The sequence below is a fragment of the Bacteroidota bacterium genome (genome assembly GCA_016699695.1).
Classification (GTDB): Bacteria; Bacteroidota; Bacteroidia; order Bacteroidales; family UBA10428; genus UBA10428.
On sequence record CP065006.1, the window covers coordinates 1,735,791 to 1,762,525 of the forward strand.

Annotated in this window: 29 protein-coding genes and 1 tRNA gene; 22 read left to right on the forward strand and 8 right to left on the reverse strand. The window is 41.9% G+C overall.

Annotation, left to right across the window (positions count from 1 at the left end; translation table 11 throughout):
• Position 1: 1 nt before the first annotated feature.
• Positions 2 to 1,060: a tail fiber domain-containing protein gene (locus IPM71_07325; GenBank protein ID QQS52537.1), complete on the reverse strand. Its 1,059-nt coding sequence runs from the start codon at positions 1,058 to 1,060 to the stop codon at positions 2 to 4.
• Positions 1,061 to 1,554: 494 nt separating this feature from the next.
• Between IPM71_07325 and IPM71_07330 the strand changes: the two genes are divergently transcribed.
• Positions 1,555 to 1,827: a ribonuclease P protein component gene (locus IPM71_07330; GenBank protein ID QQS52794.1), complete on the forward strand. Its 273-nt coding sequence runs from the start codon at positions 1,555 to 1,557 to the stop codon at positions 1,825 to 1,827.
• Positions 1,828 to 1,931: 104 nt separating this feature from the next.
• The gene (locus IPM71_07335; protein QQS52538.1) at positions 1,932 to 2,828 is read left to right on the forward strand and encodes a class I SAM-dependent methyltransferase; all 897 of its coding nucleotides are present in this window, start codon (positions 1,932 to 1,934) and stop codon (positions 2,826 to 2,828) included.
• 1 nt (position 2,829) lies between these two features.
• Here the strand turns inward: IPM71_07335 and IPM71_07340 are convergent, their stop codons facing one another.
• The 5 genes from IPM71_07340 to IPM71_07360 form a co-directional block, all read right to left on the reverse strand.
• Complete coding sequence (locus IPM71_07340) at positions 2,830 to 4,710, reverse strand: glycoside hydrolase family 16 protein (protein ID QQS52539.1); 1,881 nt, start codon at positions 4,708 to 4,710, stop codon at positions 2,830 to 2,832.
• 272 nt (positions 4,711 to 4,982) lie between these two features.
• Positions 4,983 to 5,960 (reverse strand): glycosyltransferase family 9 protein, encoded by a 978-nt coding sequence (locus IPM71_07345; GenBank protein QQS52540.1) that lies wholly within the window; start codon positions 5,958 to 5,960, stop codon positions 4,983 to 4,985.
• A gap of 18 nt (positions 5,961 to 5,978) precedes the next feature.
• Positions 5,979 to 6,707 (reverse strand): dienelactone hydrolase family protein, encoded by a 729-nt coding sequence (locus IPM71_07350; protein QQS52541.1) that lies wholly within the window; start codon positions 6,705 to 6,707, stop codon positions 5,979 to 5,981.
• Positions 6,708 to 6,727: 20 nt separating this feature from the next.
• Entirely contained in the window at positions 6,728 to 6,967 is a 240-nt protein-coding gene (gene atpC / locus IPM71_07355) for an ATP synthase F1 subunit epsilon (protein QQS52542.1), read from the reverse strand.
• A gap of 17 nt (positions 6,968 to 6,984) precedes the next feature.
• Positions 6,985 to 8,493 carry a F0F1 ATP synthase subunit beta gene (locus IPM71_07360; GenBank protein ID QQS52543.1) on the reverse strand — a complete coding sequence of 503 codons (1,509 nt, stop codon included), beginning with the start codon at positions 8,491 to 8,493 and terminating at the stop codon, positions 6,985 to 6,987.
• Positions 8,494 to 8,855: 362 nt separating this feature from the next.
• Between IPM71_07360 and IPM71_07365 the strand changes: the two genes are divergently transcribed.
• The 20 genes from IPM71_07365 to IPM71_07460 all read left to right on the forward strand — a co-directional run bounded on the left by IPM71_07365 (position 8,856) and on the right by IPM71_07460 (position 25,530).
• Positions 8,856 to 9,239, forward strand: coding sequence for a response regulator (locus tag IPM71_07365; GenBank protein QQS52544.1), 384 nt, complete (start codon positions 8,856 to 8,858; stop codon positions 9,237 to 9,239).
• A 110-nt stretch (positions 9,240 to 9,349) separates the two neighbouring features.
• The gene (locus IPM71_07370; GenBank protein ID QQS52545.1) at positions 9,350 to 9,898 is read left to right on the forward strand and encodes a DUF177 domain-containing protein; all 549 of its coding nucleotides are present in this window, start codon (positions 9,350 to 9,352) and stop codon (positions 9,896 to 9,898) included.
• 5 nt (positions 9,899 to 9,903) lie between these two features.
• A complete protein-coding gene (gene rpmF / locus IPM71_07375; protein ID QQS52546.1) occupies positions 9,904 to 10,089 on the forward strand; it encodes a 50S ribosomal protein L32 in 186 nt (61 codons plus the stop codon).
• 16 nt (positions 10,090 to 10,105) lie between these two features.
• The gene (gene plsX, locus IPM71_07380) at positions 10,106 to 11,044 is read left to right on the forward strand and encodes a phosphate acyltransferase PlsX (GenBank protein QQS52547.1); all 939 of its coding nucleotides are present in this window, start codon (positions 10,106 to 10,108) and stop codon (positions 11,042 to 11,044) included.
• Positions 11,045 to 12,043 (forward strand): ketoacyl-ACP synthase III, encoded by a 999-nt coding sequence (locus IPM71_07385; protein QQS52548.1) that lies wholly within the window; start codon positions 11,045 to 11,047, stop codon positions 12,041 to 12,043.
• Positions 12,044 to 12,235: 192 nt separating this feature from the next.
• Positions 12,236 to 12,607 carry a polymer-forming cytoskeletal protein gene (locus IPM71_07390; GenBank protein QQS52549.1) on the forward strand — a complete coding sequence of 124 codons (372 nt, stop codon included), beginning with the start codon at positions 12,236 to 12,238 and terminating at the stop codon, positions 12,605 to 12,607.
• Positions 12,576 to 12,830 carry an AtpZ/AtpI family protein gene (locus IPM71_07395; protein QQS52795.1) on the forward strand — a complete coding sequence of 85 codons (255 nt, stop codon included), beginning with the start codon at positions 12,576 to 12,578 and terminating at the stop codon, positions 12,828 to 12,830. The genes IPM71_07390 and IPM71_07395 overlap by 32 nt, the downstream gene beginning before the upstream one ends.
• Entirely contained in the window at positions 12,811 to 13,194 is a 384-nt protein-coding gene (locus tag IPM71_07400; GenBank protein QQS52550.1) for a hypothetical protein, read from the forward strand. Before IPM71_07395 ends, IPM71_07400 begins: the two co-directional genes overlap by 20 nt.
• Before the next feature lie 158 nt (positions 13,195 to 13,352).
• On the forward strand, positions 13,353 to 14,438 hold the full coding sequence (gene atpB, locus IPM71_07405) for a F0F1 ATP synthase subunit A (GenBank protein ID QQS52551.1): 1,086 nt from the start codon (positions 13,353 to 13,355) through the stop codon (positions 14,436 to 14,438).
• Between the two features lie 17 nt (positions 14,439 to 14,455).
• On the forward strand, positions 14,456 to 14,719 hold the full coding sequence (gene atpE / locus IPM71_07410) for an ATP synthase F0 subunit C (GenBank protein QQS52552.1): 264 nt from the start codon (positions 14,456 to 14,458) through the stop codon (positions 14,717 to 14,719).
• A 70-nt stretch (positions 14,720 to 14,789) separates the two neighbouring features.
• A complete protein-coding gene (atpF, locus tag IPM71_07415; protein QQS52553.1) occupies positions 14,790 to 15,284 on the forward strand; it encodes a F0F1 ATP synthase subunit B in 495 nt (164 codons plus the stop codon).
• A 15-nt stretch (positions 15,285 to 15,299) separates the two neighbouring features.
• Entirely contained in the window at positions 15,300 to 15,839 is a 540-nt protein-coding gene (atpH, locus tag IPM71_07420) for an ATP synthase F1 subunit delta (GenBank protein ID QQS52554.1), read from the forward strand.
• Positions 15,840 to 15,853: 14 nt separating this feature from the next.
• Complete coding sequence (locus IPM71_07425) at positions 15,854 to 17,431, forward strand: F0F1 ATP synthase subunit alpha (GenBank protein QQS52555.1); 1,578 nt, start codon at positions 15,854 to 15,856, stop codon at positions 17,429 to 17,431.
• Between the two features lie 42 nt (positions 17,432 to 17,473).
• The gene (gene atpG / locus IPM71_07430) at positions 17,474 to 18,355 is read left to right on the forward strand and encodes an ATP synthase F1 subunit gamma (GenBank protein QQS52556.1); all 882 of its coding nucleotides are present in this window, start codon (positions 17,474 to 17,476) and stop codon (positions 18,353 to 18,355) included.
• A gap of 226 nt (positions 18,356 to 18,581) precedes the next feature.
• Entirely contained in the window at positions 18,582 to 19,412 is an 831-nt protein-coding gene (locus IPM71_07435; protein ID QQS52557.1) for an alpha/beta hydrolase, read from the forward strand.
• On the forward strand, positions 19,412 to 20,815 hold the full coding sequence (locus tag IPM71_07440; protein ID QQS52558.1) for a HAMP domain-containing histidine kinase: 1,404 nt from the start codon (positions 19,412 to 19,414) through the stop codon (positions 20,813 to 20,815). The genes IPM71_07435 and IPM71_07440 overlap by 1 nt, the downstream gene beginning before the upstream one ends.
• Positions 20,816 to 21,075: 260 nt before the next feature.
• The gene (locus IPM71_07445; GenBank protein QQS52559.1) at positions 21,076 to 22,617 is read left to right on the forward strand and encodes a glycine--tRNA ligase; all 1,542 of its coding nucleotides are present in this window, start codon (positions 21,076 to 21,078) and stop codon (positions 22,615 to 22,617) included.
• Positions 22,618 to 22,624: 7 nt separating this feature from the next.
• Positions 22,625 to 23,704, forward strand: a complete 1,080-nt coding sequence (wecB, locus tag IPM71_07450) for a UDP-N-acetylglucosamine 2-epimerase (non-hydrolyzing) (protein QQS52560.1) — start codon at positions 22,625 to 22,627, stop codon at positions 23,702 to 23,704.
• Positions 23,705 to 23,733: 29 nt separating this feature from the next.
• Positions 23,734 to 24,981 carry a divalent metal cation transporter gene (locus tag IPM71_07455; protein ID QQS52561.1) on the forward strand — a complete coding sequence of 416 codons (1,248 nt, stop codon included), beginning with the start codon at positions 23,734 to 23,736 and terminating at the stop codon, positions 24,979 to 24,981.
• Positions 24,982 to 25,302: 321 nt separating this feature from the next.
• Positions 25,303 to 25,530, forward strand: coding sequence for a type II toxin-antitoxin system RelE/ParE family toxin (locus tag IPM71_07460; protein ID QQS52562.1), 228 nt, complete (start codon positions 25,303 to 25,305; stop codon positions 25,528 to 25,530).
• 394 nt (positions 25,531 to 25,924) lie between these two features.
• Here IPM71_07460 and IPM71_07465 read toward each other — a convergent pair whose 3' ends face one another.
• Both IPM71_07465 and IPM71_07470 read right to left on the reverse strand, forming a co-directional pair.
• Positions 25,925 to 26,134, reverse strand: coding sequence for a hypothetical protein (locus IPM71_07465; protein QQS52563.1), 210 nt, complete (start codon positions 26,132 to 26,134; stop codon positions 25,925 to 25,927).
• Between the two features lie 418 nt (positions 26,135 to 26,552).
• Positions 26,553 to 26,629 (reverse strand) — tRNA-Asn (locus tag IPM71_07470).
• Positions 26,630 to 26,735 lie beyond the last annotated feature (106 nt).

A 26,735-nucleotide genomic window follows, 5' to 3' on the forward strand; every position in this document is an offset into this window, starting at 1 on the left:
ATTAATTCGTTAATATCATTGTCTTTGCACCCACAATTACTCCATCGGCTATCAATGCGTATTTGTACATGCCGGGTTGCAGTTCGTTGGCATAAATAGTTACACTGCCATATTCGCGTTGAGCAATGCTTATGTTTTTTAGTTGTTTGCCCTGCAAATCGTAAATATAGATAGTTGCATTACTTATTGTAGAAGTAAGATAGAAATCAATGGTAGTTTCCTGGTTAAACGGATTGGGTTTGTTTTGCGAAAGAGTAGCGGTATTTTCAAAGCTTTCCTGAAAATCGTTGCTGGCAGCTTTTAACTTCGGTTCCTGTTTATTTGCTGCTTTTAGTTTTTCAATTTCAATATTCTGCTCTTTTATGGCCTCTATAAGCAGGCCTACAAGGCTTGTATAATCAATCGCCAGGGTGCCATCGGCTGAAGTGCGCACCACTTCGGGTACAATGGGTTCAACGTCCTGAGCAATTAAACCAAGATGTTTACGGGCTTTTTCCTTTTCTATTCTTGCATTTAAAGCGGTGTCAGGTGTACTTTTATTCGTATTGGAGCCTTCTGAAGAAAAATCTTCTCCCGCCAGGTTTGAATCAGCTTCAAAAAATCCTTCCATATTTGAGGAGTCGGCTTCAACAGCATCTTTATACAAATAACTTACTCCTTCTAGTTGTAATACTTTTTCGAGTGCATTATCTATCTTAGTAATATCTTTTTTAAGGTTTTTGTCGGAACTTTGTAAATATCCTTTTGCCCAAACCTCGCCATTACCGGTAACATAAAAACGTTCGTCACCATTTAAGGAAACAATCATACTTTTTACATAACTTCCTGTTACATTGCTTCTAAATGCGTTTGCCCAAGCGTCGCCTACACTATAGTATAGATTTGTGGTTCCGCTTAACTTTATTCCTCCGCCATTTTCCTTATAGATACAAAAATCGTTCGTTGAGTTTAAACCCATCCATGCCTTTCGGGTAGCATTTTGCTGAAATTGCAAGTACTGCCAGGAATTAGTGGTATTATTAAATGACAAAGGCGAACTACTATTTGTGGTAATGGTCATATTACCGGCACTTCCTACTTTAACCTGTGCGTTAATGCTAACTACAAATAAGAATGAAAGAATGAAAGAATGAAAGAATGAAAGAATGAAAGAATGAAAGAATTAGAAATTTTTTTGACTTTTTCATGATAATTTGGATTTAGGTTATAAAATAAATGTTAACGTTATTTCAATTGTTGTAAACTTATTACCAGCAGTTTCCTATAATTTAAACCGTATTTCCAATAAATTTCAATAACCGGTAAATTCCTGTATACTTTTTAAACAAAAAGTGTAAAACATAACTTCGTTTCAAACACTAATCACTGTGCAAATAAGTACCATTAAGGTATAAAATGTCACCAAAATAGCATGATAAATGTCACTAATCGATCCTATTTAGTTTCGTTCTAAATAAAATAAGTGCAAAAAGCAGTATACTATGTAAAAACACCAAATTACGAAGTGTCTTGTCTCTAAAACGGCATAGTTTATTTTTATCGCCAAACTAGCCCATAAGATTTTCATATATCTCTAAATCTTCCGCACTAAAGTGGTCAAGTCAGGAGAACTTCCGCAGGGCCGTAAAGCGTAACCTCCTCAAACGACGCATTCGTGAGGCCTACAGGCTTAAAAAACAAACATTCATACAGGGTTTACCCGAAGGCGACTTATTACTTCATCTTGGCTTTGTGTATTCAAGTGATATACTCGCCGATTTTGCAACTGTACAGAGTGAACTCAGCTACTTTTTAATGCAACTCGCAAACCGTCTCAAAAAAAACTAAAAGTCCATACATACCCGGGCTTGTTTCGGTTTTTTGTTACATTTGCCCAGCTTTTAGTGGAGCAACCTTTCTTATTATTAATACCTTTCTAGTACTATCTGATAATGAAACAAACACATCAAAATTGCCTTGTTTGCAAGAGTAATTCCATCACCCCATTTATAAATTGCAAAGATTACTTTGTTAGCGGCGAAACCTTCGAACTCTATCATTGCAAGGATTGTGGATTTATTTTTACTCAACACATTCCAACTGCAAGCGAAATAGGTCCTTATTATCAAAGCGAGACCTACATTTCGCATTCCAATTCCCGGCAAGGCATCACCAATAAACTTTACCATACGGTGCGCAACATTATGCTGCACCGAAAATACAGGCTTATTAAGAAATATACCGATGGAAAAGAATTATTGGATATAGGGTGCGGTACCGGCCATTTTGCAAATTATATGCACAAAATGGGTTATCACAGCAAGGGATTGGAACCAGATGCCAATGCCCGCAAATTTGCCCGCGAACAATTTCACTTGCCGGTGGAAGAACCTGAAAAGGTGCTTGCCGAAGACCATACGGATCAGTACAACGTAATCACGCTATGGCATGTGCTGGAGCACCTTCACGATCCGGCACGTTACCTGGCCTGGATACACTGTGCACTTAAAAACGAAGGTGTTCTGGTAATTGCTCTGCCAAATTGCAGTTCGCTCGACGCGCAATTTTTTAAAGCCTATTGGGCAGCTTACGATGTGCCAAGGCATATCTGGCACTTTACTCCTAAAACATTTACTGCCTTTGCACTTAAAAGCGGTTTTTCGGTGCAACAAATCAAACGTTTGCCTTTCGATGCCTATTACAACTCGCTCCTGAGCCTGCGGTATAAAAAAAGCCGACTGGCTTTACCACTCGGCTTTCTGATTGGTTTTGTTTCCAACCTAAAGAGCTTAATTTGTCCTAAAACGGCAAGTTCTGTAATTTATGTATTAAGAAAGCAGGCTTACTAGTTTACTCTTTTACCTTTTTATAGCACCGTACCCAATCCACTTCCATCGCCGGCATGTTATTATCCAGCAAATCTTCGTACAATCCGGCACTCAGCGCAATGTACATGGGCTGCTGGGGTATGTTGGTGTTGGTAGAAGCCACTTCCAGACCATTGATAAACCATGCAATGCGGTTGGCCGACCATTCCATGCCATAAATAAAATAGTCCGCAGCAAATTTCGAACGCCCCAGGGTTTTTTTGAATGATACCTGATTGGTATGAATACCCATGCTGCATTTTCCGTTGGCTTTTACCACGTCGATGTGCGGGGTTTGCTCATCGCCAACCATCCAAAAGGCATTAAGAATCTTGCTATTGGCACTAAGTTTTATTTTCGCTTCGAAATAACCATATTGCTGACGGAAACTGTTGCCAGTGTTCACCAGACCCGAAGTATATTCGAAACTCGAAGGCACAAAACCCAATTCAGGATTCCATTTCAAGCCATCGGCTTTTTCTTTGCGGGTTATAATTTTTAAATGTGCCGCGCTTAAATCGAGGTTATTGCCATCGGTAATGAAATGTTTTTCGTGGGCAAGCGAATAACTTTTCTGTAGCATCTTATCACCCCAAAAATAGCGGGTCAACCATTTGCTTTTATCGAGTTTACCAGAATCAAATTCATCGGAAAAACTAATCGACCAGGTGCGCAACCATTCAAAACGCTTGGCATTGTATTGCGAATAAAACCACTTTATTTTCTCTGAGCCTTTTAGCTGGTTGTATTCATCGAGCTGTTTGTATTCTTCCGATTGTTTCCAACGCACTTGGGGCGAAAGATTAAGGTAGGCTTTTTCGGTTAAAAATTCCTCGCTCTTCACATATTCCGAAAGCTCTTTGTAACGTAACAATTTTTCACTCTGGTGGATCCGGTTGTAGTTCTCAAATTCTTTCGATTTACTAAAAGAAAAGTAGGACTTCATGTTCGGAGATTTTTGCAACAACTCCAATTCATGAAGCTTTTTATAGGCTTCTGTATCGCTGAAGGATTCGCTGAGAATGGCCTTTCTTTTCAGCGCAAAATCATGAGAAAGCACAAATTTTTCATGTTCTTCATAAGCGCTGAGTTCAGCACTGTTGTGCAGGGTATCGTAATATTTTTTTAATGCCGATGCTTCGAGTTGAATATAATTCCTGATGTCTTTCGATTTCGATAAGCTGAGGTATTCAACCCATTGTTTTCCCATTTCAGAAGCTTGGAATTCGGCCTTCGACATAGATTTTTTTGCGCTTACGAATTCGTGCGATTCTACAATAGTTTTAAGCTCTTCGTACCTGGCAAGTTTCTCCGATCCGCTAAGCTGGCTGTAATCGGGATAGCGCTTATCTGAAATAAACTTAAAATAGCTTTTTATCTCCGTCGACCGACTTTGATCGTTGTATTTGTAGAGTTCCTGGCCTAGCTCAGAAAGCTCGAACCTTTTTTTTGCCGATTGTTGGTAATGTGCTTTCTCTTTCAGAAAAGCATCTGAATTAACAAACTCCTGCAAGCGATGCAGTTGCTTGAGTTGTTCCGATTCATGTATCTCGAAATAAAGTTTTAGGGTGTCAGAAAGCAAGGTTTTATAGTACAGCTTGATTTCTGAATCCTTATGAAGTCTTTGGTAAGTCTGTTCCTTGTCGAAGGCTTCGGTTCCTTTGTATTTTATTCTCAAGAGTTCTTCACGGCGAAGCTTAAATTTTTCGGAAGTGACCGTTTCTTCTAATTCCTGAAAATGCCTCAGCTCTTCTGAAGTGGCAAACAATTGCAAGGCACTGAATTCTTTCCGGAGTTCAATGCATTGCTCTTCGTAGGTGGTTGTTTTCGGATATAATCCCAATAAAGCTCTAAGTCCGGCCATTTGGTATAAATATTAATTACCGCAATTATATAACTGAATATTCTGCTTAAGATTGTATGGTATACAAATATACATTTATTGTGAACCCCTGAAACGCACCTCCTCTGTAAAATACCAAACTTTTAATTGGCAATCGGAAGGTACTTCTATGTTTACTGTCAGCTCTTTACAATGAGTTTCGGCTAAAGATACAAAAAATTGGCATTTGCTTTTTCAATGCAAACAAGAAGTTTTACGCAATTATGCTGAAAGGGTTTCTGCATTCCGTCGCTCTAACTGTTAGCAAGTGTCGCCATTTTTTCGATATCCTGCAAATTCATGCACTTAAAATGATTTCGGGGACATTTCGAATAACCGATTTTTGAGCAAGGCCTGCACTTTAATCCCTCTACCTCGAACAAGGCCGATGCTTCGTGAGAGCGATAAGGGCCCATGCCAAAAGCAGGTACCGTATTGCCCCAATACGAGATTATTTTTCGTCTGAATGCGGCGGCGATATGCATCATGCCTGTATCGGGGGTAATTACCCAATCGGCCTGGCTTATTATCATTGCCGACTGGTTCAGGGTCAGCCGACCAGTATAATTCAAAGGTTCTACCTTTAGCATCTTTGCTAAACTGTATGCCCTTTCTTTATCGTCAGGGCCTCCAATAAGAATCTGAGGCTTGTGAATTGAGTTGCATAACGACTGAAGTTTTTCGAGTGGCATTTGTTTGGTAAAATGATTGGCCCCAATTACGATTACCACGTAAGGGGTTTTGGGTAACTCCGGAAAGTTTTGTGCGGAGGGAATAAAATAATCCAGTCCCTTTTTATCCGGTGCATCAATAAATAAAGAAATGGTATCGAGATAGCGGTCCACGATATGTTTTTCAGGCAAGCGGTTAATTTTGAAGTTCACCAATAACCATTTCTGAAAATTTAACTTGTTGAAAGAAAAGCTAATCCTTTTTAAGGCTAGTTTCACACGCTGACTGCGCAGGTTTCTGTGCAGGTCGATGATGTAGTCGAAGTTTTCTTCTTTTAGTTCACGCAGAGTTAACCCGATGTTGTTTTCAAGAAGATGTACCTTTTTCAAGTAAGGATTTCCTTCGAGCACATTTGCAAATTTCTTCTTGGTTAAAAAATGTATTTCTGCGCCTACTGTTTGTTCTTTCAGGTTGCGGATTACAGGAGTGGTGAGTACAATATCGCCGATGGAACTAAAACGAATGAGAAGAAATTTAACGGGTTTAGTTGCTTCGGTCATGAAAAGGACGGCTTAACATTATACTTCCTGCAATTTCCGGAAGAAATGGGTGAGGTTTAACCAATATTCGCTGCTGCCTTCGTTGCTTTCCCATAGGGCTTTGGCACCATGTACTCCGCGGGTAAGGCTTGGTTTAAAAATTACCCGCTTGCCAGTTGCTACCTGCGAAGAAAGCTCATTCACATAGCTGTATTCTATTTCAGAAACAGCTATAAACACAGGCACATCGAGCCCGGCAATTTCTTCGCGTACTACAAGCTCGGGTCTGAAATACTCACCAGGGCTGAATGCTATTACCGATCTTACCCGGTTACTATGTTTGGCCTTCATGAGTGCGAGAGAAGCTGAATAGGAACTGCCAAAAAGAATGACAGGTTGATGATTATATCTTAACACATAATTCACAGCAGCATCTATGTCTTTCGAAGCATCGATAAAGCGATTGGGAATTTTTTGAGCCCGTGCAGCAAGAGCGGTTTCGTTTTTAATGAAATTACTTTTTTCTCCAGACCGTAAATCAACCGCCAAACAATTGTATCCGAGTTTCATGAGTTTGGGTGCAATTTCACTGAACTCCCCTCTACTCGATCCAGCCTGATGAAACATGAGTACAAATGGTTTTTCGAAGCCTATTAAATATAAATCGGCCGTTATTTTCAGGCTGTCGTCAGCATAAAAGGTAACTTTTTGCTGTGCTCCAAGCTGACTTGAGATCAGGCATATACTTAACCAAATCAATCCCCTCATAAATCATTCACCTTCCATTATTAAACATCGGCAAGTACCACAATACTGTTCTTTTTTACTTCAATCACTCCACCACCAATGGCAATGGTTTCCTCCTTGTAATCCTGGGTAGTAAACACGATATCTCCTTTAGCAAGATTAGAAATGATAGGGGCATGGTTCAGCAAAACCATGAAAGCGCCTTTTTCCCCGGGTACACGAATGGATCGCACTTTGCCGGAAAAAAGGCTTTTATCGGGTGTTAAAATTTCTAGCTTCACTTGGTGTAAGTAATTTATTAAACATCAGCCAGCATTTTCTCTCCTTTTTCGATGGCCTCTTCGATGGTTCCAACAAAACTAAAGGCTGCTTCGGGGTATTTATCTACTTCCCCATTGAGTATCATGTTAAATCCTTTTATGGTGTCTTCGATCGAAACCAACTTGCCTGCCATGCCGGTAAATTGCTCGGCTACGTGGAATGGTTGAGAAAGAAAGCGCTGTACACGTCGCGCACGGTGAACAACCAGTTTATCCTGTTCAGAAAGTTCGTCCATTCCTAAAATGGCAATAATATCCTGCAATTCGTTGTTGCGCTGAAGAATCTCTTTCACACGCTGGGCGGTGTTATAATGTTCTTTTCCAACTATATCGGCTGTTAAAATGCGCGAAGTTGAATCGAGGGGATCCACCGCAGGATAAATACCCAATGCAGCAATTTTGCGGTTAAGTACCGTAGTAGCATCGAGGTGCGAAAAGGTTGTAGCAGGAGCCGGATCGGTAAGGTCATCGGCCGGAACATAAATGGCCTGCACCGAAGTAATGGAACCACCGGTGGTGGAGGTAATTCGTTCCTGCATAATGCCCATTTCGGTGGCCAGTGTAGGTTGATAGCCTACAGCAGAGGGCATGCGCCCAAGAAGGGCCGATACTTCAGATCCAGCCTGGGTAAAACGGAAAATGTTGTCGACAAAGAAAAGAATATCACGTCCACCTCCTGATTTCTCATCGCCATCGCGAAAAGATTCGGCCACAGATAAGCCAGCAAGTGCAACGTTGGCACGTGCACCAGGAGGTTCGTTCATCTGTCCGAATACAAGGGTAGCCTGCGATTTTTGAAGTTCTTCGGGATCGACTTTCGACAAGTCCCAGCTTCCAGCCTGCATGCTTTTTATGAATTCTTCGCCATAGCGGATAACGCCCGACTCAATCATTTCGCGAAGGAGATCGTTACCCTCGCGGGTACGCTCGCCTACACCGGCAAAAACCGACAAACCAGAATATCGTTTGGCAATGTTGTTAATAAGCTCCATGATGATGACCGTTTTACCTACACCGGCACCACCAAAAAGTCCGATTTTACCTCCTTTTGGATAAGGTTCGAGTAAATCGATAACCTTAATTCCGGTAAACAGTACTTCGGTTTCAGTAGAAAGCTTTTCGAAACTGGGTGGCTCGGAGTGGATGCTGTAACCTCCCTCTTTGTTTAAAGTTCCCAGCCCGTCAATAGCATCGCCGGTAACATTTAACAGGCGCCCTTTGATCTGGTCGCCAATCGGAACCCGAATCGGGCTGCCAGTTGGAAATGCTTTCATACCACGTTGCAAACCATCGGTCGATTCCATAGAAATGGTACGAATGGTATTCTCGCCTATGTGCTGCTGGCATTCTACCACCAGGGTATTGCCTTCTCCTTTATCAATGAACAGTGCATCGTGAATTTTCGGAAGCACCCCACCGCTTTGTTCAAAACTAATGTCGATTACAGGACCAATTACCTGTGTTATAATTCCATTAACCTCGGCCATTACAAATTGGATTATGTTTGTACAAATGTATTATTTTATCGTGTTATGGGTTTCGGAATGTCCTAAAAAAAAGCCAAAAACAAATAACTGCTGCTTTTTTGGCACTCACATAAAGTTATTGAATAATGTTGAATAAAAAAATAATGTGCCTACATCTCCACATATTGTTCTAAACCAGGAAAAATATTACCCCTTACTCAAACCAAAAATTAGAAAATCGTCGAAATATTTTTAATATTCGCAACTATTTATAAATTTTGTGCCCGCTTTAATTCTGGTTTAAAATTGATAATTACAGATTTTAACAGCCAGGTGATAATTCAAACCAGAAATAATTGCCCATTCAAACCCAGGCACCACCAATGGACAAACTGATCTTCTTTGTCGACGACGATAAAATGATGCTGAACCTCATGGAGTATACCTTCAAGTGTCGCGAAGGTTTTGTCGTGAAATCTTTTTTCTCGGGCGAGGAGTGCTTGAACAACTTATACCTCAATCCCCAGCTTATTGTGCTTGATTATTACATGGGCTCCGGTGATGATGGAAAACTTTCGGGACTCGATACCCTGAAAAAAATCCGCGAGCAAGGCACAAAAGCAACCATCGTTGCGCTGAGCCGTGAGAAAAATGAGGCTACCATCGCAGAATTTATCCAAAATGGAGCCCAAAAATATGTTGTAAAAGACGACTATTTCATCGATACTCTGATCGAAACAATTGAAAATCACTTTTCTGAGAAATAACTTCAGAATGTTATTCTTGGCGCTGATTTTGAAAAACTCCCGAAAGACTTTTTTTTCTTTTTTATTCTCAGAATTATTTCTACTTTTGCCCGACTTAAACCGAAAGGAAGTTGAAACTTGGAAATCAGTATATTATCCCGTTCAAAGGGCTGAAGGAAGGGGATCACGAGTTTGATTTCGAAATCGGTGAAGCGTTCTTTGAAGAATATTCATTGACTGGCATTCGAACCGGCATGGTGCATGCGATAGCAATGCTTAAACGAAGAAGCAGTTTTCTCGAACTGGAAGTAAGCCTCGATGGCACGCTTAGCATTCAATGCGACCGTTGTCTGGAATACTTCGATTTTCCTTTGCATTTTTCCGGCCCTCTCTTTGTAAAGTTCAAAGAAGAACCTGAAGAAGCCGACGATCAGGTTATATTTCTGCATCCGGACCAAGACTTTCTCGACATGACACAGTATTTTATCGACAGCATCGGACTTAGCCTGCCCATACAAAATTTTCATCCCGAAGATGAAAATGGAAATACGGGATGCGATCCGGAAATGATAGCCAGACTAAATGAACATTCCATCCACGAACTACACCTGGGCGAAGAAATTATCGATCCCCGGTGGGAGAAATTAAAAAACTTATTAAGCGACGACAATAAAAATTAAAGAAAATGGCACATCCTAAGAGAAGACACTCATCTACCAGAAGAGATAAGAGAAGAACTCATTACAAAGCAACTGCTCCTACAGTAGCATCATGCCAAAACTGTGGCGCCACTGTGCAATATCACCGTGTATGTCCGGAATGCGGACACTATAAAGGTAAACTTGCCATTGAAAAAGAGGCTGCAGCTTAACCCACAAACCTAAACTATGAGAATAGGTGTCGATATCCTTGGAGGCGATTATGCACCTGTTGAAACCGTACTCGGTTCCATACTGGCTTATCACGAACTGAAAGACAAAGCAACCCTGGTGTTGTTTGGCGATCGCGATGCCATTGAATCCATTTGTAAAAAAGAGGGGTTCGATGCCTCTTTGTTCGAAATAGTGCATACAAACGAAAATATTGGCATGGAAGAATATCCTGCCAAAGCCTTCAAAGTTAAACCCAATGCCAGCATAGTATTGGGTTTTCACTATTTAAAAGAAAATAAAATCGACGGCTTTGCCAGTGCAGGTAATACCGGTGCCATGCTGGTAGGCAGCATGCACATTGTTAAATCCATTCCGGGTGTGATAAGGCCTGCTATTATGGCTCCCATGCCTAAAGATGCCGACAAGCCTACGCTTCTTCTCGATGTGGGAATCAACCCCGACAGCAAACCAGATGTGCTCTATCAGTATGCCATTCTGGGTTCGCTGTATGCCGAACTGGTCTATAACATCGAAAAACCACGGGTAGCACTTTTCAATATTGGTGCAGAGGAAGAAAAAGGCAACCTCCTTACAAAAGCCACCTATCAGGCCATGAAGGGCACAAAGGACTTCAACTTTATAGGCAATGTGGAAGGTACCGACCTTTTCAGCAAAGAGGTGGATGTGATTGTATGCGATGGTTTTGTTGGCAATACCATTTTAAAAAGCGCTGAGGCATTTTTTCACCTCATCAGCTCACGAAAGATTGCCGACCCTTTCTTCAATAAATTCGATTCGCGACTCTATGGCGGAACCCCCGTACTGGGTATCAATGCGCCCGCCATCATTGCACATGGCAACTCCGATGCCAAGGCCATAAAAAGTATGATTATGCATACTGCCAATGTGGTGGAATCGAAACTTACCGAAAGAATAAAACAAGCATTTGAATAGATGACTCGTATTCGTGCCGCAATTACCGGGGTAGGTGGATACGTACCCAAGTATATTCTTGATAACGAAGAGCTCAGCCGGATGGTAGACACTTCCGACGAATGGATCATGCAGCGAATTGGTATCAAGGAAAGACGTATTCTTAAAGAACCCGGCAAAGCCACTTCCGACCTCGCGGTAAGAGCCATTCAGGAACTTCTTGATAAAACCCAAACCGATCCGGAAGAAATTGATCTGTTAGTTTGCCCTACTATTACGTCCGACATGCAGTTTCCGTCTACTGCCAATATCATAGGGTATAAACTCGGCTTAAAAAACGCCTTCAACTTCGACCTCAGTGCAGCCTGTTCGGGTTTTATATATGGACTCGAAATTGCAAGCCGACTGATCGAATCGGGAGCTTACAAAAAGGCCATTCTTGTGGGGGCCGATATGATGTCGGCCATTACCAACTATACCGACCGGACAACCTGTCCGCTTTTTGGTGACGGGGCGGCGGCTGTGCTTGTTGAACCAACCACAGAAGATGTGGGTGTTATTGACCGTATTATTGGTTTTGATGGAAGTGGAATTAACAACCTGCACATGAAAGCAGGAGGCTCTTTGCGTCCACCTTCACACGAGACTATCGACAATATGGAGCATTTTGTTTACCAGGAAGGTCAGGTAGTATACAAGGCAGCCGTTTCGAAAATGTCTGACATATCGGTTGAACTCATGAACCGAAACCACATTTTGCCAGAGCAACTTGCTTACCTCATTCCGCACCAGGCCAATTTACGCATCATCGAAGCCGTAGGTCGGCGTATGGGTATAAGCAACGAACAGGTTTTGGTAAATATTCAGCGCTACGGAAATACCACAGCAGCCACTATACCACTTTGTTTTTGGGACTTTGAAAAAAAACTCAGCAAAGGCGACAACATTATTCTCACTGCCTTTGGCGCTGGTTTTACCTTTGGCAGTATATACCTTAAATGGGCCTATAATCCTCAATGAAGCTCCCCGCAGCAAGCTGAAGGGGTTTCTGCAAAGGATTTTATTTTATTCGCCTCAAGAGGCGGGGTATTTACCCGCGCACACGATTTCACGAATAAAAAATATTCCAGGAAATAATCCGGATTATTTTTCGTTATGCTCAGCAAAGCTGATTTTTCTTATATTTGTTTTTTAACCACAAAAAATATTGAAATGGCCAAAACTTTTGAACCTGGCGAAGTTGCAGTAAACAGAATAGTTGCAGGAACCACCATTAAAGGAGATATTGACACCAACAGCGATTTTCGTTTTGAAGGTACCCTCGTTGGCAATCTTAAAACAAAAGGCAAACTAATTGTGGGTACCTCAGGAGAAGTAAAGGGCGAAATACATTGTAAAAACTGCGATGTGGAAGGAAAAGTAGAAGGAAAAATTACCGTTTCCGAGCTTTTAACTCTTAAAAGTACTTCGAGCATACTGGGCGATATCTCTTCCAAACGTCTTGCCATTGAGCCTGGAGCAAGGTTTACAGGTAATTGTCAAATGACCAATGATGTTGTTCAACCCGAAGTTAAAAAAGCCTGATAAAAAACCGCTTAATAAACTCGCACAGGCAGGACGCTATTCGGGTCTTGCCTTTGAAATGGCTGCAATAATTCTTGCAGGAGTTTTTGGTGGCATCTGGCTTGATAAAAGGTTTGAAACTTCTGTGCTTTTTACCCTTTTGCTCTCGGTATTTGCAGTTTTTGCTGCCATCTATTTTGTAATAAAAGACCTGCTTCGCCCGAATGATACCCCTAAAAAATAAAGCTACATTCCAGTCAGCCTTGGTGCTCTTTTTTGGACTTTTACTAGCTTTCTACCTTCAAGTGGGCCTTTCACCTGCCTCCTCGCGTTGGTTTTTTCTACTGCTGCCTGTTTTTGGCTTTTTTATCAATTATACAGGCATTGCTTTCCATGCCCGAAAAACCTCCACTGCCTCCATCCAAAGTTTACTTACTGTGCTTTTTGGAATTAAATTCTTTTCTTACCTGCTCATAAGTGTGGTGTACTTCATAATTGAAAAGGAAAAAAGCCAAAGAATACTTTTTACCGGCTTCCTTTTCCTTTTGTATATTGCCTTTACCCTGGTAATTTTATCCAATTTATTGAAGCAGCAGAAAAGTTCGTAGCCCAATTCATGGAATTTATAAATAGTTTATTAACTTTAAATGTGGTTGCCAACAGATGTATTTCATGTTTAAAGTGTTCTTATTAAAGCATTTGTTATTCTGATCGTTTTAAATGAGGTTCTGGTGATAATGTAATTATTAACTCGACAAAGCCGGGTATGAAGACGTTTTTTACTGGTTTTATTATTGCTTTATTCCTGTCCAGCCAATTTCTTGTTGCCTCAGAACCTGTTTCCGGTAATGAAAATTCAACGCTCAAAGAGCACGAAAAATTCGACCCTAGCAGTTTTATGTTTGGCCATATCAGCGATGCCTACGACTGGCACCTGCTCGATATCGGGAAAAAATCCATCAGCATTCCCTTGCCAGTTATCCTTTTCAGCAAGGAAAGCGGTTTTCATGCATTTCTTTCCAGCAAATTCGAACATGGCCACGCCACCTTCAAAGGATTTCAAATTGCAAACGAGGGAGATCATAAGGGCAAGATAATAGAAACCCTTGCCGATGGCAGCGAAGAGGTTCCGTTTGATGTATCAATCACTAAAAATATTGCCGCCCTGCTATTTAGCATTGCTTTGTTGCTATGGATGTTCCTTTCGGTAGCAAAAGCTTACCAACGCAAACCGAATCATGCCCCAAAAGGCCTGCAATCGTGGCTCGAACCAGTGATACTTTTTGTGCGCGATGACATTGCCAAGCCTTCTATTGGTGCCAAGCATTATGAACGTTTTATGCCTTACCTGCTTACAGTTTTTTTCTTTATACTGATCAACAACCTACTTGGATTAATACCTATTCCACCAGGTGGTGCTAACGTAACCGGCAATATAGCCGTTACCATGGTGCTGGCCCTCTTTACTTTTGTGATTACTACCCTGCGGGGAAGTAAAAGCTATTGGCAACATATTTTTAATACCCCCGGGGTGCCATTGTGGCTTAAACTACCACCAATGCCCATTATGCCCCTTGTCGAAACTATAGGTGTATTTACCAAACCATTTATTCTGATGGTGCGGCTATTCGCCAACATTACTGCCGGACATATTATTGCCATGGGTTTTCTGTCACTGATCTTTATTTTTAAAGAAATGAGCGAACCTTTGGCTTATGGAGTATCGGTTGTCTCCATTGGCTTTATTGTTTTTATGAGCTTTTTGGAATTACTGGTTGCTTTTATTCAGGCTTATGTTTTTACTTTTCTATCTGCCATTTACTTCGGTATGGCGGTAGAAGAGCATCATTAATAATTAAAACTTAAACTATGTTACAAACATTCATTCAGGAGGCAACAGCAGCGGTTGCAGATTATTCGGCCATAGGTGGCGGTATTGCTGCCCTTGGAGCGGGACTTGCGGCCATCGGAGCAGGTTTGGGTATTGGTAAAATTGGCGGTAGTGCCATGGAAGCCATTGCCCGCCAGCCAGAAGCAGCAGGCGATATCCGCTCGAACATGATTGTGGCTGCCGCTCTTGTTGAGGGAGTTGCTTTGTTTGCCGTGATTATCTCCTTGCTTGCAGCCCTGTAAAAAGCTTTTTTGAGCAAGGCAACGGTTGGTTGCCTTGCTCTTTGTTTACAATTCACGAAAAAATGATGCCATGGATTTGTTAATACCCCATACCGGAACGTTAATCTGGATGTTGATTGCCTTCAGCATAGTTTTTTTTATTTTGAAAAAATTCGCCTGGAAGCCCATACTGAATGCTATTAAAGCCCGCGAAGAGTCAATTGAAGATGCCCTTCAGGCAGCCGGAAAGGCAAAATCGGAAATGTTGCAGCTAAAGGCCGACAACGAAAAAATTATGGCTCAGGCCAGGCTCGAGCGCGACAACCTTTTAAAAGAGGCCCGCAGCATGAAAGAGAGTATCATCGAAGATGCCCGGAACAAAGCAAGCCTCGAAGCTGACAAAGAAATTGACAAAGCACGCGAAGCCATTAAACAGGAAAAGGCTGCCGCCATTAAGGAAGTGAAAGAAGAAATTGCCAACCTGTCGGTTGTGGTGGCTGAAATGATATTGCGTGAAAAACTTGCCCATGTTGAGGAGCAAAAAGAATTAATCAACAAATATCTGAACGATATCAAACTCAATTAAGATTTTCTTTCGAACATGAACCAAAGCAGCATTACCGTGCGTTATGCCAAAGCCCTTTACCAGGCCGGCGAAGAATCAGGAAAGCTTGAGGTACTTCTGAAAGACATCGAGCTTTTAAAACTGATTTCGGACCAATCGCCTGAATTTACACTCATGCTTAATAGTCCGGTTATCAAGCCCAGTGAAAAATTGCGGGCGTTTAAGCTCATTTTCTCTGATCAACTGGATCCTTTCACGCTCAATTTTTTTGCTTTACTCACCAAAAATAAACGCGAAGCAGAGCTTCCAGTCATCTGCTTGAATTTTAAACAAATGTATAAGCAGAAGAGTCTTGTACAGGAAGCCATACTCACCACTTCGCATCCTCTCGCCCCAGAACACCTCCAAGAGATTCAGCAATTACTTGCTAAAAAATTTAACCTTCAGCTCGATCTCAAAGAACAGGTAAACCCCGAAATAATTGGTGGCTTTAAATTACGCATCGAAGACCAGCTTTTGGATGCCAGTATTGCCTCCAAGCTCAAAAAAATCAAAAAAGAATTAATTAAACGATAAAAATAGCCCGTGGTATGTCGACAATAAAACCCTCTGAAGTTTCGAAAATATTAAAGCAGCAACTGAAAGGTATCCATACTGAAGCCGAACTTGAAGAAGTAGGCACTGTGTTGCAGGTTGGCGATGGTATCGCACGTATCTATGGAATGGCCAATGTGCGTTCGAACGAAATGATTGAGTTTGAATCGGGAGTGCAAGGTATTGTACTCAACCTCGAAGAAGATAACGTGGGTGCTGTTTTACTGGGCTCCAGTGTAAAAGTAAAAGAAGGCGACTCGGTAAAACGACTTGAAAAAATCGCTTCTATTCAGGTGGGCGAAGGTCTGCTGGGAAGAATTGTCAATACCCTTGGCGAACCCATTGACGGGAAAGGTCCTGTGGCAGGCAAGACCTATGAATTACCCTTCGAGAGGAAGGCTCCTGGAGTAATCTTCCGCCAGCCTGTAAACGAACCATTGCAAACCGGAATAAAAGCCATCGATTCTATGATTCCGATTGGACGGGGCCAGCGTGAATTAATAATTGGCGACAGGCAAACCGGAAAAACAGCCATCGCCATCGATACTATTATCAACCAGAAAGAATTTTACGACAAAGGCGAAACAGTCTATTGCATCTATGTGGCCATCGGACAAAAAGGATCGACCGTAGCCAACATAGCCCGCACACTCGAAAGTAAAGGAGCCATGAGTTATACGGTAATTGTATCGGCCACTGCTTCCGACCCGGCTGCCTTGCAATTTTATGCTCCCTTCGCAGGTGCCACTATCGGCGAATTTTTCCGCGATACAGGCCGACCCGCCTTAATTGTGTATGACGACTTGTCGAAACAGGCAGTCTCTTATCGCGAAGTGTCCTTGCTGCTGCGCAGGCCCCCCGGAAGGGAAGCTTACCCGGGTGACGTATTTTACCTGCACTCACGCTTGTTAGAACGTGCTGCTAAAATTATTAACAACGACGAGATTGCGGCCAACATGAACGATTTACCCGATGTGCTCAGGCCTATTGTAAAAGGAGGTGGCTCACTTACTGCCCTGCCCATTATTGAAACACAAGCTGGAGACGTATCGGCCTACATTCCTACTAACGTAATTTCCATTACCGATGGGCAAATCTTTCTCGAGTCTGATTTGTTCAATGCCGGTATCAGACCTGCCATCAATGTGGGTATTTCTGTATCGAGGGTAGGAGGAAATGCTCAGATTAAATCCATGAAACGTATTGCCGGTACCCTTAAGCTCGACCAGGCCCAGTTTCGTGAGCTCGAAGCCTTTTCAAAATTTGGTTCCGACCTCGATGCGGCCACCATGTCGATTCTTGATAAAGGTTCGAAAAACGTTGAAATATTAAAACAAGGTCAATATTCACCTTTTAGTGTAGAACAACAAGTGGCTATCATTTTCTGCGGTACACGCGGTTTACTGAACGAAATTGCTGTGGACAAAGTAAGGGAGTTTGAAAAACAGTTTCTCGAATACCTGGAATTGCGCCATAAAAAAGTGCTCGATTCTATTCGCCATGGAGCCATAGACAAAGAAATAGAAAGTATACTGATTGCTGTGGCCAGCGAAGTATGTGAACAGCTAAAATAATAGATTCCTAATCGGATAAAACAGTAATTCAAGTGCTTGTAAATGGCAAATTTAAAAGAAATACGTACCCGCATTAACTCGGTAAAAACCACCCGGCAGATTACCAGTGCCATGAAAATGGTGTCGGCCGCCAAGCTGCGTAAAAGTCAGGATGCCATTATCCAAATGCGGCCTTATGCTCACAAATTGCAACAAATTCTGTCTGACTTAGCCGAGAATGTCGAAAGCGAAACAGTAAGTGCTTATCAAATTCAACAGCCTCTTAAAAAAATACTCTTTATAGTAATTACATCGAACAAAGGCCTTTGTGGTAGTTTTAATGCCAATATTGCCAAACAAGCCATCAACGAAATCAACACACTATACAGTGAGTTGTGGAACGAAGGAGCCGTCGATATACTGGCCATTGGAAAAAAAGGTGCCGAAATGCTTACTGCGAAAGGCTATAAACCCAAAGAAAACAAGCACCATATTTTTGACAACCTTACTTTTGAACAGACAAGGATAGTTTCTGAAGAGATTGTTTCAAAATACCTGAAAGGCGAATACAACCTGGTAAAACTCTTTTACAACCAGTTTCGCAATGCCGCTACTCAGGATGTTACGGCAGAGCAATATCTCCCTTTACCGCAAATCGACCAGCCCCATTGGGAAAAAGAACATCACGATTACATTCTTGAGCCTGGCAAGGAGGAAATCATTGCAAGCCTGATTCCAAAATCACTTAAAGTAACATTCTATAAAGCCTTGATTGAGTCCTTTGCCTCGGAACAAGGTGCCAGGATGACTGCCATGCACAAAGCCACCGACAACGCCTCTGACCTGATACGCGATTTGCAACTCGAATACAACAAAGCACGCCAGGCAAGTATTACCAACGAAATACTCGAAATTGTGGGTGGCGCCGAAGCGCTGAAGGGGTAAAACCTGTTTCAGGGTTATGAGCTTTAGGCAGAAGTGCTATTACAGCCTCCTTATTTCAAGCATAGTGCAGGGTTTTCGATCAAGATAATACTTTATCTCTGTTGCAGATATGTATTCGCAGGTATTCTGCTGATCCATTCTCAATACCTTGCCCAAAGATATTATACACCCTAAAAGTTGCAATTACGGATTTTCTTTTTATCTTATATGTACGAATAAATGACTAATGGCTCTATACGATCATGCACACACAGCTCTAGTTCAGGGAAATTCGCTTCGTTATTACCGCGAAGGCAAAGGTGAAACCGTTTTGTTTGTGCATGGCATTACCACTTATTCTTTTATTTGGAAAAACATCGTTCCGTTTTTTACAGAAACTTACGATGTGGTTTTGGTCGATTTACTCGGATGCGGCGATTCGGATAAACCCCTGGATCAGGATTTTTCGCTTAAAAAGCAGGCGCATTTGCTCAAGGAATTTTGCGATACCATCGGAATAAAAAAGATGCACCTGGTCTGCCATGATGTAGGGGGTGGAATCGGACAAATAATGGCTGTTAATTATCCAGAATTACTTTACGATTTGGTATTAATAAACTCCGTAGCCTATAATTTCTGGCCCGTACAACCCATTGTAACCATACGCACACCCATTATCAGGCAGATAGCAATGGCTGTGCTCGATTTTGGCATGTTCGAACTTGTTATAAAACGGGGACTTTACTACAAAGCCCACCTTTCGAAAGAATTCATGGATATGTTTATTAAACCCATGCAAGACCCCCTGGGGCGCAAAGCATTTCTGCATTTTGCCAAATGCCTCGACAATAAAAATTTAACCGAAATAGAAGATAGATTAAGACAACTCCGTTTGCCCGTCCTCATCATTCGTGGCGAGGCTGATGTTTATCTGGGAGCAAGCATCGCTGAGAAACTTCATAACGAAATTCCCAACAGCAAACTTGTAAAAATCAAAACCGGTGGTCATTTTATTCAAATAGATGAACCGCAGAAAGTAAGTGAGGCCATTTCTGCATTCATTCAAGAAAAGCACTGATGGATACCCTGCATAATATGCTAATCGAACTGGAATCAAAAATACTGATTCTTGAAAGAGAAAACGAAGTGCTTTCTGAAAAGGCTGAAGAAAACCTCTTGTTAAACAGGGCTTTTACCGAAATTAACAGTAATAATAATCCTGAATCGATGTTGACAGATGCGCTTGAAAGCATCTCTATTTTGCTCGACATTCAGTTTAGCGGTATTTTCGATTATGTTGACAATCGCTTTATTTGCAAAGGATATTATACCCTCTTCTTAAACGAAGACAATGTTGTAGTTGACCTGCAGGTTTGCACAGATAACATCGAAAAGTTTCTGTCGAACAAAGAAAAATATTTCCTTTCCAATGAACTAAGCCTTCAATTTAATCCATCCGGCAAAGGACTTTCGGCTTGTTGTTATGCCATAATCAAAGGTGATTCCGTAATCGATAGTAATCGGTTTTACGTGTTTGCAAACGATACAACCAGCCTTGATTTAAAGCCGCGTTTACCCTTGCTCGAGCGGGTAATACAAATTCTAACCGCTCGCCGCGAAAGGCTTTATTACCAATCTGAACTCGAAAGAGTTAACAGCAAACTTCAGGCTAAAAATCTGCAATTGGAGGCCTCTAATGAAATGTTATTAGAAAAACAAAATACAATTGTGAAGCAAAACGAAGAGCTAAAAGCTACCATGGAAAACCTGAAGCTGGCACAGGCTCATCTGGTGCAGGCAGAAAAAATGGCTTCCCTGGGAGTGCTTACAGCAGGAGTGGCGCATGAGATAAACAATCCGTTGAATTATATTTTAGGAGGATACCATGGAATTACGGATCATTTTGAAACCATCGGACTGGATAAAAACGAACGTCTGATAAAAATGCTCGATATTATAAAAATTGGAGTCGACAGAGTAAGCAACATTGTAAAAAGTTTAAACCAATTTAGTCGCAATAATCAAACAAACGATGAAGTTTGCGATTTACATGCCATCGTTGAAAACTGCCTTACGATGCTCAATAATCAACTAAAAAACAGAATAGGTATACAAAAGAACTATTGGCCCGGGCAACTAGATATTTTAGGAAACAATGGTAAACTTCATCAGGTTTTTCTGAATATCCTATCCAATGCCGTTCAGTCTATTGAAAACACTGGCGAGATAAATATAAAAACCCTTAAAAAGGGAGGAGAAGCTATTATAAGTATTCAGGATACAGGCTGTGGCATTAGCCAGGAAAATTTAACCCGCATAACCGATCCTTTTTTTACTACCAAAGACCCCAATAAAGGCATCGGCCTTGGACTCTCCATTTGCTATGGAATTATTAAGGAGCATAAGGGCAAGATGGAATTCAATTCAGAACTACATAAGGGAACTACTGTAAACATTACTTTACCTTTAAACGATAAATAGAAATACTTTGTAATGCTTCGACTTTTCTTCCTTAAAAATTGATTCTATTTTACCTCAACTAATTGACTCCTATCTTTGAAACCCGGCAAACCTGCAGAAATTGCCGCACAGTTAAAATATTCTCTAAGTGCAAATCAATCCGATAGCTGCACAGATTAATTTCCCCTACCCGTGAACACTTTTGCACCGGTGCTTTGTTTTTAAACCCATTTTCGTTTACTTTTGCTCGCGCGAACCCAAATTTTATACAGATATCCCACATGGCGAACGATGATGTTTTCAAGAAAATAATAGCACACTGCAAAGAATATGGTTTCATTTTTCAGTCGAGCGAAATTTACGATGGCCTGAGTGCTGTTTACGACTATGGCCAAAATGGTTCTGAACTGAAAAACAACATTAAAAAATACTGGTGGGATGCCATGACCCGCCTGAACGAAAACATCGTGGGCATTGATTCGGCCATCTTCATGCACCCACGTACCTGGGAGGCTTCGGGCCATGTGGGTGCCTTTAACGACCCCCTCATCGACAACAAAGACTCTAAAAAACGTTACCGGGCCGATGTGCTCATCGAAGAACACGTCGAAAAAATCGAAGCTAAAATTCAAAAAGAAGTTGAAAAAGCAGCCTCTCGTTTTGGCGATGCCTTCAACGAAAAGCAGTTTCGCGAAACCAATGGCCGCGTAGTGGAATACCAGCAGAAAATTGACGAGATAAAGAGCATGTTTTACGCTGCACTCGAGGCCAACAACCTCGATGCTGTGAAACAGGTTATTCTCGATGCAGAAATTGTATGCCCTATTTCCGGTACAAAAAACTGGACCGATGTACGCCAGTTCAACCTGATGTTCAGCACTCAGCTCGGCTCAGTGAGCGAAGAGGCCAATACCATTTACCTAAGGCCCGAAACTGCCCAGGGTATTTTTGTTAACTTCCTGAACGTACAAAAAACGGGGCGTATGAAAATTCCTTTCGGAATAGCACAAATAGGCAAGGCTTTCCGGAACGAAATTGTGGCCCGCCAGTTTATTTTCCGTATGCGCGAATTCGAGCAAATGGAAATGCAATTTTTTGTGCGGCCTGGAAGCGAAGACCAGTGGTATCAGCACTGGAAAGAAGTACGCATGAAATGGCACAAAGCCCTCGGAATGGGCGATGCCAAATACCGTTACCACGATCACGAAAAGCTTGCCCATTATGCCAAAGCTGCAGCCGACATTGAGTTCAACCTACCTATGGGTTTCCGCGAAATAGAAGGTATTCACTCCCGCTCTGATTTCGACCTGGGCAACCACGAAAAATTCTCAGGTAAAAAAATTCAATACTACGATCCGGAAACACAAGAGAGCTATGTGCCCTATGTAGTGGAAACATCCATTGGTGTCGACCGGATGTTTCTCTCCGTCATTTCCAATGCCTACACTGAAGAGATTGTGGAAGGCACCGGCGAAGAGCGTGTAGTGCTTAAAATACCACCCGCGCTAGCCCCTGTAAAACTGGCTGTGTTACCCCTTACCAAAAAGGATGGCCTTCCTGAAAAAGCTCGCGCCATTATGGACGAGCTGAAATTCGATTTCAACTGCCAATACGAAGAAAAGGATTCCATCGGCAAGCGTTACCGCCGCCAGGATGCTATCGGAACACCTTTCTGTGTGACCATCGACCACCAGACACTCCAAGACAATACCGTAACTATTCGCCACCGCGACAGCATGCAACAGGAACGAGTTCCAATCGAACAACTGGCTGACATAATCGACAAACTGGTGAGCATGAAAAATTTGTTCAGACTTTTGTAGTGCTGGTATGAAGAAAATACTGACCATTCTGGGTGCCCGTCCGCAGTTTATAAAAGCCGCTGCCGTGAGCCGTGCATTTGCCCATTCGGGCTTCAGGGAAGTAATTTTGCACACAGGCCAGCATTTCGATAAAAATATGTCCGATATTTTCTTCGACCAGATGGAAATTCCGCGCCCCGATTTTATGCTCAACATCAACAGCCTGGGGCATGGTGCCATGACCGGGCGCATGCTGGAAGAAATTGAAAAAGTGCTCGTGAAGGAAAAACCCGATGCCCTGATGGTATATGGCGATACTAATTCCACTATTGCCGGAGCCCTTGCAGCCAAGAAATTACAGGTAAGGGTTGTACACATCGAAGCAGGCTTGCGCTCCTTTAACATGGCCATGCCCGAAGAGGTGAACCGCATCCTCACCGACCGCATTTCAGATTTCTTATTCTGCCCTACCGATACGGCCATCGAAAACCTGCATCGCGAGGGTTACCAGAATATTCCCTGCCACATCGAAAACGTAGGCGATGTGATGTACGATGCAGCACTGTATTACAGCCAAAAGGCCGAAAACCTTGCTGAAGTTTATCCTACGCTCGGATTAAAAACGGGGGAGTATGTGTTATGCACCGTGCACCGGCAGGAAAATACCGATAACCCCGAACGGCTGAAATCGATTTTCGGGGCTTTAAACGAAATCCACAAGCAAAAAAGGGTAATCCTTCCTCTGCATCCGCGTACACGCAAAATACTCGCTCAAAATGGGCTTAAACTCGATTTCGAACCCATCGATCCTGTTGGCTATTTCGATATTGTCCAATTGCTTAAAAATGCATCGCTCGTGCTAACCGACAGCGGCGGTATGCAAAAGGAGTCATACTTTTTTGGCAAATATTGCATCACCCTTCGCGACGAAACCGAATGGGTAGAACTGGTAACACATGGGTTCAACTCACTGGCCGGGTCGGAGAAACAGCAAATTCTTGATGCTTTCAATCACGCGCTAACCGCTCCCTTCCCGAAAAGTATTCCATTGTATGGCGAAGGCAATGCCTCTGAAAAGATTATTCGTACCCTTCAGTCGAAGCTATAAAGACAGTAAAAACAATAAGGTACAGCTCTATGAAATTACCTTCCATAAAAGCCCTTGGCCCGGGATTAATCTGGGCGGGAGCCTCAATAGGTGTTTCGCACCTTGTGCAAAGTACAAGGGCAGGAGCTGATTTTGGTTTTCAACTGGTTTGGGTAGTGGTGCTTGCTAATCTACTGAAATATCCTTTTTTTGAATTTGGTCCCCGGTATGCTTCTTCTACTGGTGAAACCTTAGTACAAGCATATTACCGTCAGGGAAAAGCTACCCTTTGGTTGTATTTTGGGCTTACCCTGGCAACCATGTTCAGCATTCAGGCAGGGGTTACTTCTGTAACCGCAGGTCTTATGGGAAATTTATTCCCCGGCCTTTTCAGCCAGGTAGTCTGGACCCTTCTTTTGCTTTCCATTTGCCTTATCGTTATACTCATCGGGAAGTACAAGACCCTCGACAATTTAATGAAAATCATTGTGTTGGTGCTCACACTTACCACACTTGTAGCATTTGCTGCAGCACTTGGCAAGGGATATCATCCAAACCCGGAACATCTTGTCTCTTTCGACTGGAATTTTACGCAGGTAGCTTTTTTGCTCGCTCTGGCAGGCTGGATGCCCAGCGCGGTTGATGTCTCGGTCTGGCATTCGGTGTGGACCGTGGCCAAAATTAAGCAAACAGGCTACCACCCAAGCCTGAAGGAGGCTTTATTCGATTTTAACCTTGGGTACATTGGAACGGCTGTAATGGCTATTTTCTTTCTATCGCTTGGTGCATTGGTCATGTATGGCAGCGGCGAAGTTCTATCGGCCAATGGAGTTGAATTCTCAGGCCAGTTAATCCAGCTCTATACTTTGAATATTGGCAACTGGGCCTATTACATCATTGCCATCGCAGCCCTGGCTACCATGTTTAGTACCACCCTTACGGTGCTCGATGCTTACCCCCGGGTAATGTGTCCTGCCACTAGCCTGCTAATACCAAAATTAAGCGGACCCAGACAAATGAATTATGTAAAACTAATCTGGTTCTTTTTACTGATTGCACTTAGCTTGTTACTGATTTTTGTGTTTAGTAATAAGATGCGCGCGTTGATCGATTTGGCTACCACCCTTTCGTTTATTACAGCGCCTGTGCTCGGATACCTGAACCTAAAAGCTGTAACAGGTAAAAACATGCCCGAAAAAAACAAACCGGGTATTTTCTTACATCTCCTCAGTTGGATAGGTATGATTGCCCTGTCAGGTTTTGCAGTCTATTTTTTAATTTTCAAATTCTTTTTGTAACCCTCTCTTACGAAAGCAAAAATCAAGAAATGGGTTTTAATTCTTTTTTGGCTCCTCTCCGCTAGTTTGGCTTTAAAACCCAAACCAATTCTTACAATAATTCAATCTCCATAACCGACTCTAGGTCTGCATAATTTCTAGCACTACTGTACAAATAATCTCCCCAATAGCGCGCGTTTAGCTTGCGTAACGCGTGTTTAGACAAATTTTATATTTTTCAGACATGTACCGCTTTTTCTCAAATTTATTGCTTTTTATATAAAAATATACCAACAATATTAACAGCACGCGTTACGCAAGCTAAACGCGCGCCAGTGGGGGTTGACAGTTGAGAAATTATTTTATTCTGTTGAAATACTTGAGAAATATCCTAGATCTGGAAAAATGGTTCCAGAGTTCGAAGATGAAAATATTCGAGAATTGATTCGAGGAAGCTATCGGATTGTATACCAATTGGTCGATGATTTTCGAATTGATATTTTGACAATTCACAATTGTGCTCGTTTGATAGGTAATACATATGATTTCTCAGAAATTGACGACTTATAAAAACAACTAACCCGCTAGTTTGGGTTGCAAAACCAAACTAACGGAAGGGTCTCCTTTGTTTAATAGCAAGGTAACTCCGCTTCTTTACCTATTTGTTCGAAAAGGTATTCTCGAAAATCTGTTGGCAATTTGTACTCTGGACCTGATATGGGTACGAACCAAAGCTTATGAATTTGGTTCCAATACATTGCATCACAATTTCCAGAAATCATTATAATAAGCATTTCCTCATTATCCAGACTTACTTCTGACTCAATATACCAGCTATATCGTGATCGACTCTGATCACTTAAAAGTAAAGACTGGTCAATATAACTTTTAAAGACTTCTATGTTGTTTTTGCCATTAATTTCAAGGTTATCAAATTCATTTGTGTAATAGGAATATGATACTCTTATTTTTCAATTGCCTTAAAATCCACTTCTTTAAAGTTAATAGCCTTCTTTATCTGTATCTCATAGGCAATTGAAATAACGGTTAGAAATATACCAAAAACAACAATGGGCATTGATATGGAATTATCAAAAAATCCTTTCTTATAGAAATTTTTAAAGATGACCCCAATTCCTACAAAACTAAGTCCAACTATAAATAATGTGTTCATGTTTGTTATCTGGCTTTTATGATTAGTGGAGATACAACAGTTTTTGTATGTGTAATGGCTCTCCGCTAGTTTGGGTCTGCAACCCAAACCATTCCTTACAATAATTCAATCTCCAAAACTGACTCTAGATGTGCATAATTTCTAGCACTACTGTACAAATAATATTTAGGATTTTGCGCAATTCCCCCCAATAGCGCGCGTTTAGCTTGCGTAACGCGTGTTTAGACAAATTTTATATTTTTCAGACATGTACCGCTTTTTCTCAAATTTATTGCTTTTTATATAAAAATATACCAACAATATTAACAGCACGCGTTACGCAAGCTAAACGCGCGCCAGTGGGGATATAAAATATAAAGGTAATACATCACTGAAGGGTAAAAAAAAAAGGGCCGGAACTTTTGTCCGACCCTTTCTCTGGCTCCTCAGGTAGGACTTGAACCTACGACCTACGGATTAACAGTCCGCCGCTCTAACCAACTGAGCTACTGAGGAATTTTTCTTGTAAAGGCCTTGGCCCTTACAAATGGAACTCCTATATGTTAAATGTTCCTGACTACAGGAACAGTGGGGCATTTTGTCAGGTGAATAATCCCTGAGT

Coding starts and splice junctions, on each gene's coding strand:
- IPM71_07325 (QQS52537.1), bottom strand. CDS start 1,060: ATGACCATTACCACAAATAGTAGTTCGCCTTTGTCATTTAATAATACC.
- IPM71_07335 (QQS52538.1), top strand. CDS start 1,932: ATGAAACAAACACATCAAAATTGCCTTGTTTGCAAGAGTAATTCCATC.
- IPM71_07340 (QQS52539.1), bottom strand. CDS start 4,710: ATGGCCGGACTTAGAGCTTTATTGGGATTATATCCGAAAACAACCACC.
- IPM71_07345 (QQS52540.1), bottom strand. CDS start 5,960: ATGACCGAAGCAACTAAACCCGTTAAATTTCTTCTCATTCGTTTTAGT.
- IPM71_07350 (QQS52541.1), bottom strand. CDS start 6,707: ATGAGGGGATTGATTTGGTTAAGTATATGCCTGATCTCAAGTCAGCTT.
- IPM71_07360 (QQS52543.1), bottom strand. CDS start 8,493: ATGGCCGAGGTTAATGGAATTATAACACAGGTAATTGGTCCTGTAATC.
- IPM71_07365 (QQS52544.1), top strand. CDS start 8,856: ATGGACAAACTGATCTTCTTTGTCGACGACGATAAAATGATGCTGAAC.
- rpmF (QQS52546.1), top strand. CDS start 9,904: ATGGCACATCCTAAGAGAAGACACTCATCTACCAGAAGAGATAAGAGA.
- plsX (QQS52547.1), top strand. CDS start 10,106: ATGAGAATAGGTGTCGATATCCTTGGAGGCGATTATGCACCTGTTGAA.
- IPM71_07385 (QQS52548.1), top strand. CDS start 11,045: ATGACTCGTATTCGTGCCGCAATTACCGGGGTAGGTGGATACGTACCC.
- IPM71_07390 (QQS52549.1), top strand. CDS start 12,236: ATGGCCAAAACTTTTGAACCTGGCGAAGTTGCAGTAAACAGAATAGTT.
- IPM71_07395 (QQS52795.1), top strand. CDS start 12,576: ATGTTGTTCAACCCGAAGTTAAAAAAGCCTGATAAAAAACCGCTTAAT.
- IPM71_07400 (QQS52550.1), top strand. CDS start 12,811: ATGATACCCCTAAAAAATAAAGCTACATTCCAGTCAGCCTTGGTGCTC.
- atpB (QQS52551.1), top strand. CDS start 13,353: ATGAAGACGTTTTTTACTGGTTTTATTATTGCTTTATTCCTGTCCAGC.
- atpE (QQS52552.1), top strand. CDS start 14,456: ATGTTACAAACATTCATTCAGGAGGCAACAGCAGCGGTTGCAGATTAT.
- atpF (QQS52553.1), top strand. CDS start 14,790: ATGGATTTGTTAATACCCCATACCGGAACGTTAATCTGGATGTTGATT.
- atpH (QQS52554.1), top strand. CDS start 15,300: ATGAACCAAAGCAGCATTACCGTGCGTTATGCCAAAGCCCTTTACCAG.
- IPM71_07425 (QQS52555.1), top strand. CDS start 15,854: ATGTCGACAATAAAACCCTCTGAAGTTTCGAAAATATTAAAGCAGCAA.
- atpG (QQS52556.1), top strand. CDS start 17,474: ATGGCAAATTTAAAAGAAATACGTACCCGCATTAACTCGGTAAAAACC.
- IPM71_07435 (QQS52557.1), top strand. CDS start 18,582: ATGGCTCTATACGATCATGCACACACAGCTCTAGTTCAGGGAAATTCG.
- IPM71_07440 (QQS52558.1), top strand. CDS start 19,412: ATGGATACCCTGCATAATATGCTAATCGAACTGGAATCAAAAATACTG.
- IPM71_07445 (QQS52559.1), top strand. CDS start 21,076: ATGGCGAACGATGATGTTTTCAAGAAAATAATAGCACACTGCAAAGAA.
- wecB (QQS52560.1), top strand. CDS start 22,625: ATGAAGAAAATACTGACCATTCTGGGTGCCCGTCCGCAGTTTATAAAA.
- IPM71_07455 (QQS52561.1), top strand. CDS start 23,734: ATGAAATTACCTTCCATAAAAGCCCTTGGCCCGGGATTAATCTGGGCG.
- IPM71_07465 (QQS52563.1), bottom strand. CDS start 26,134: ATGAACACATTATTTATAGTTGGACTTAGTTTTGTAGGAATTGGGGTC.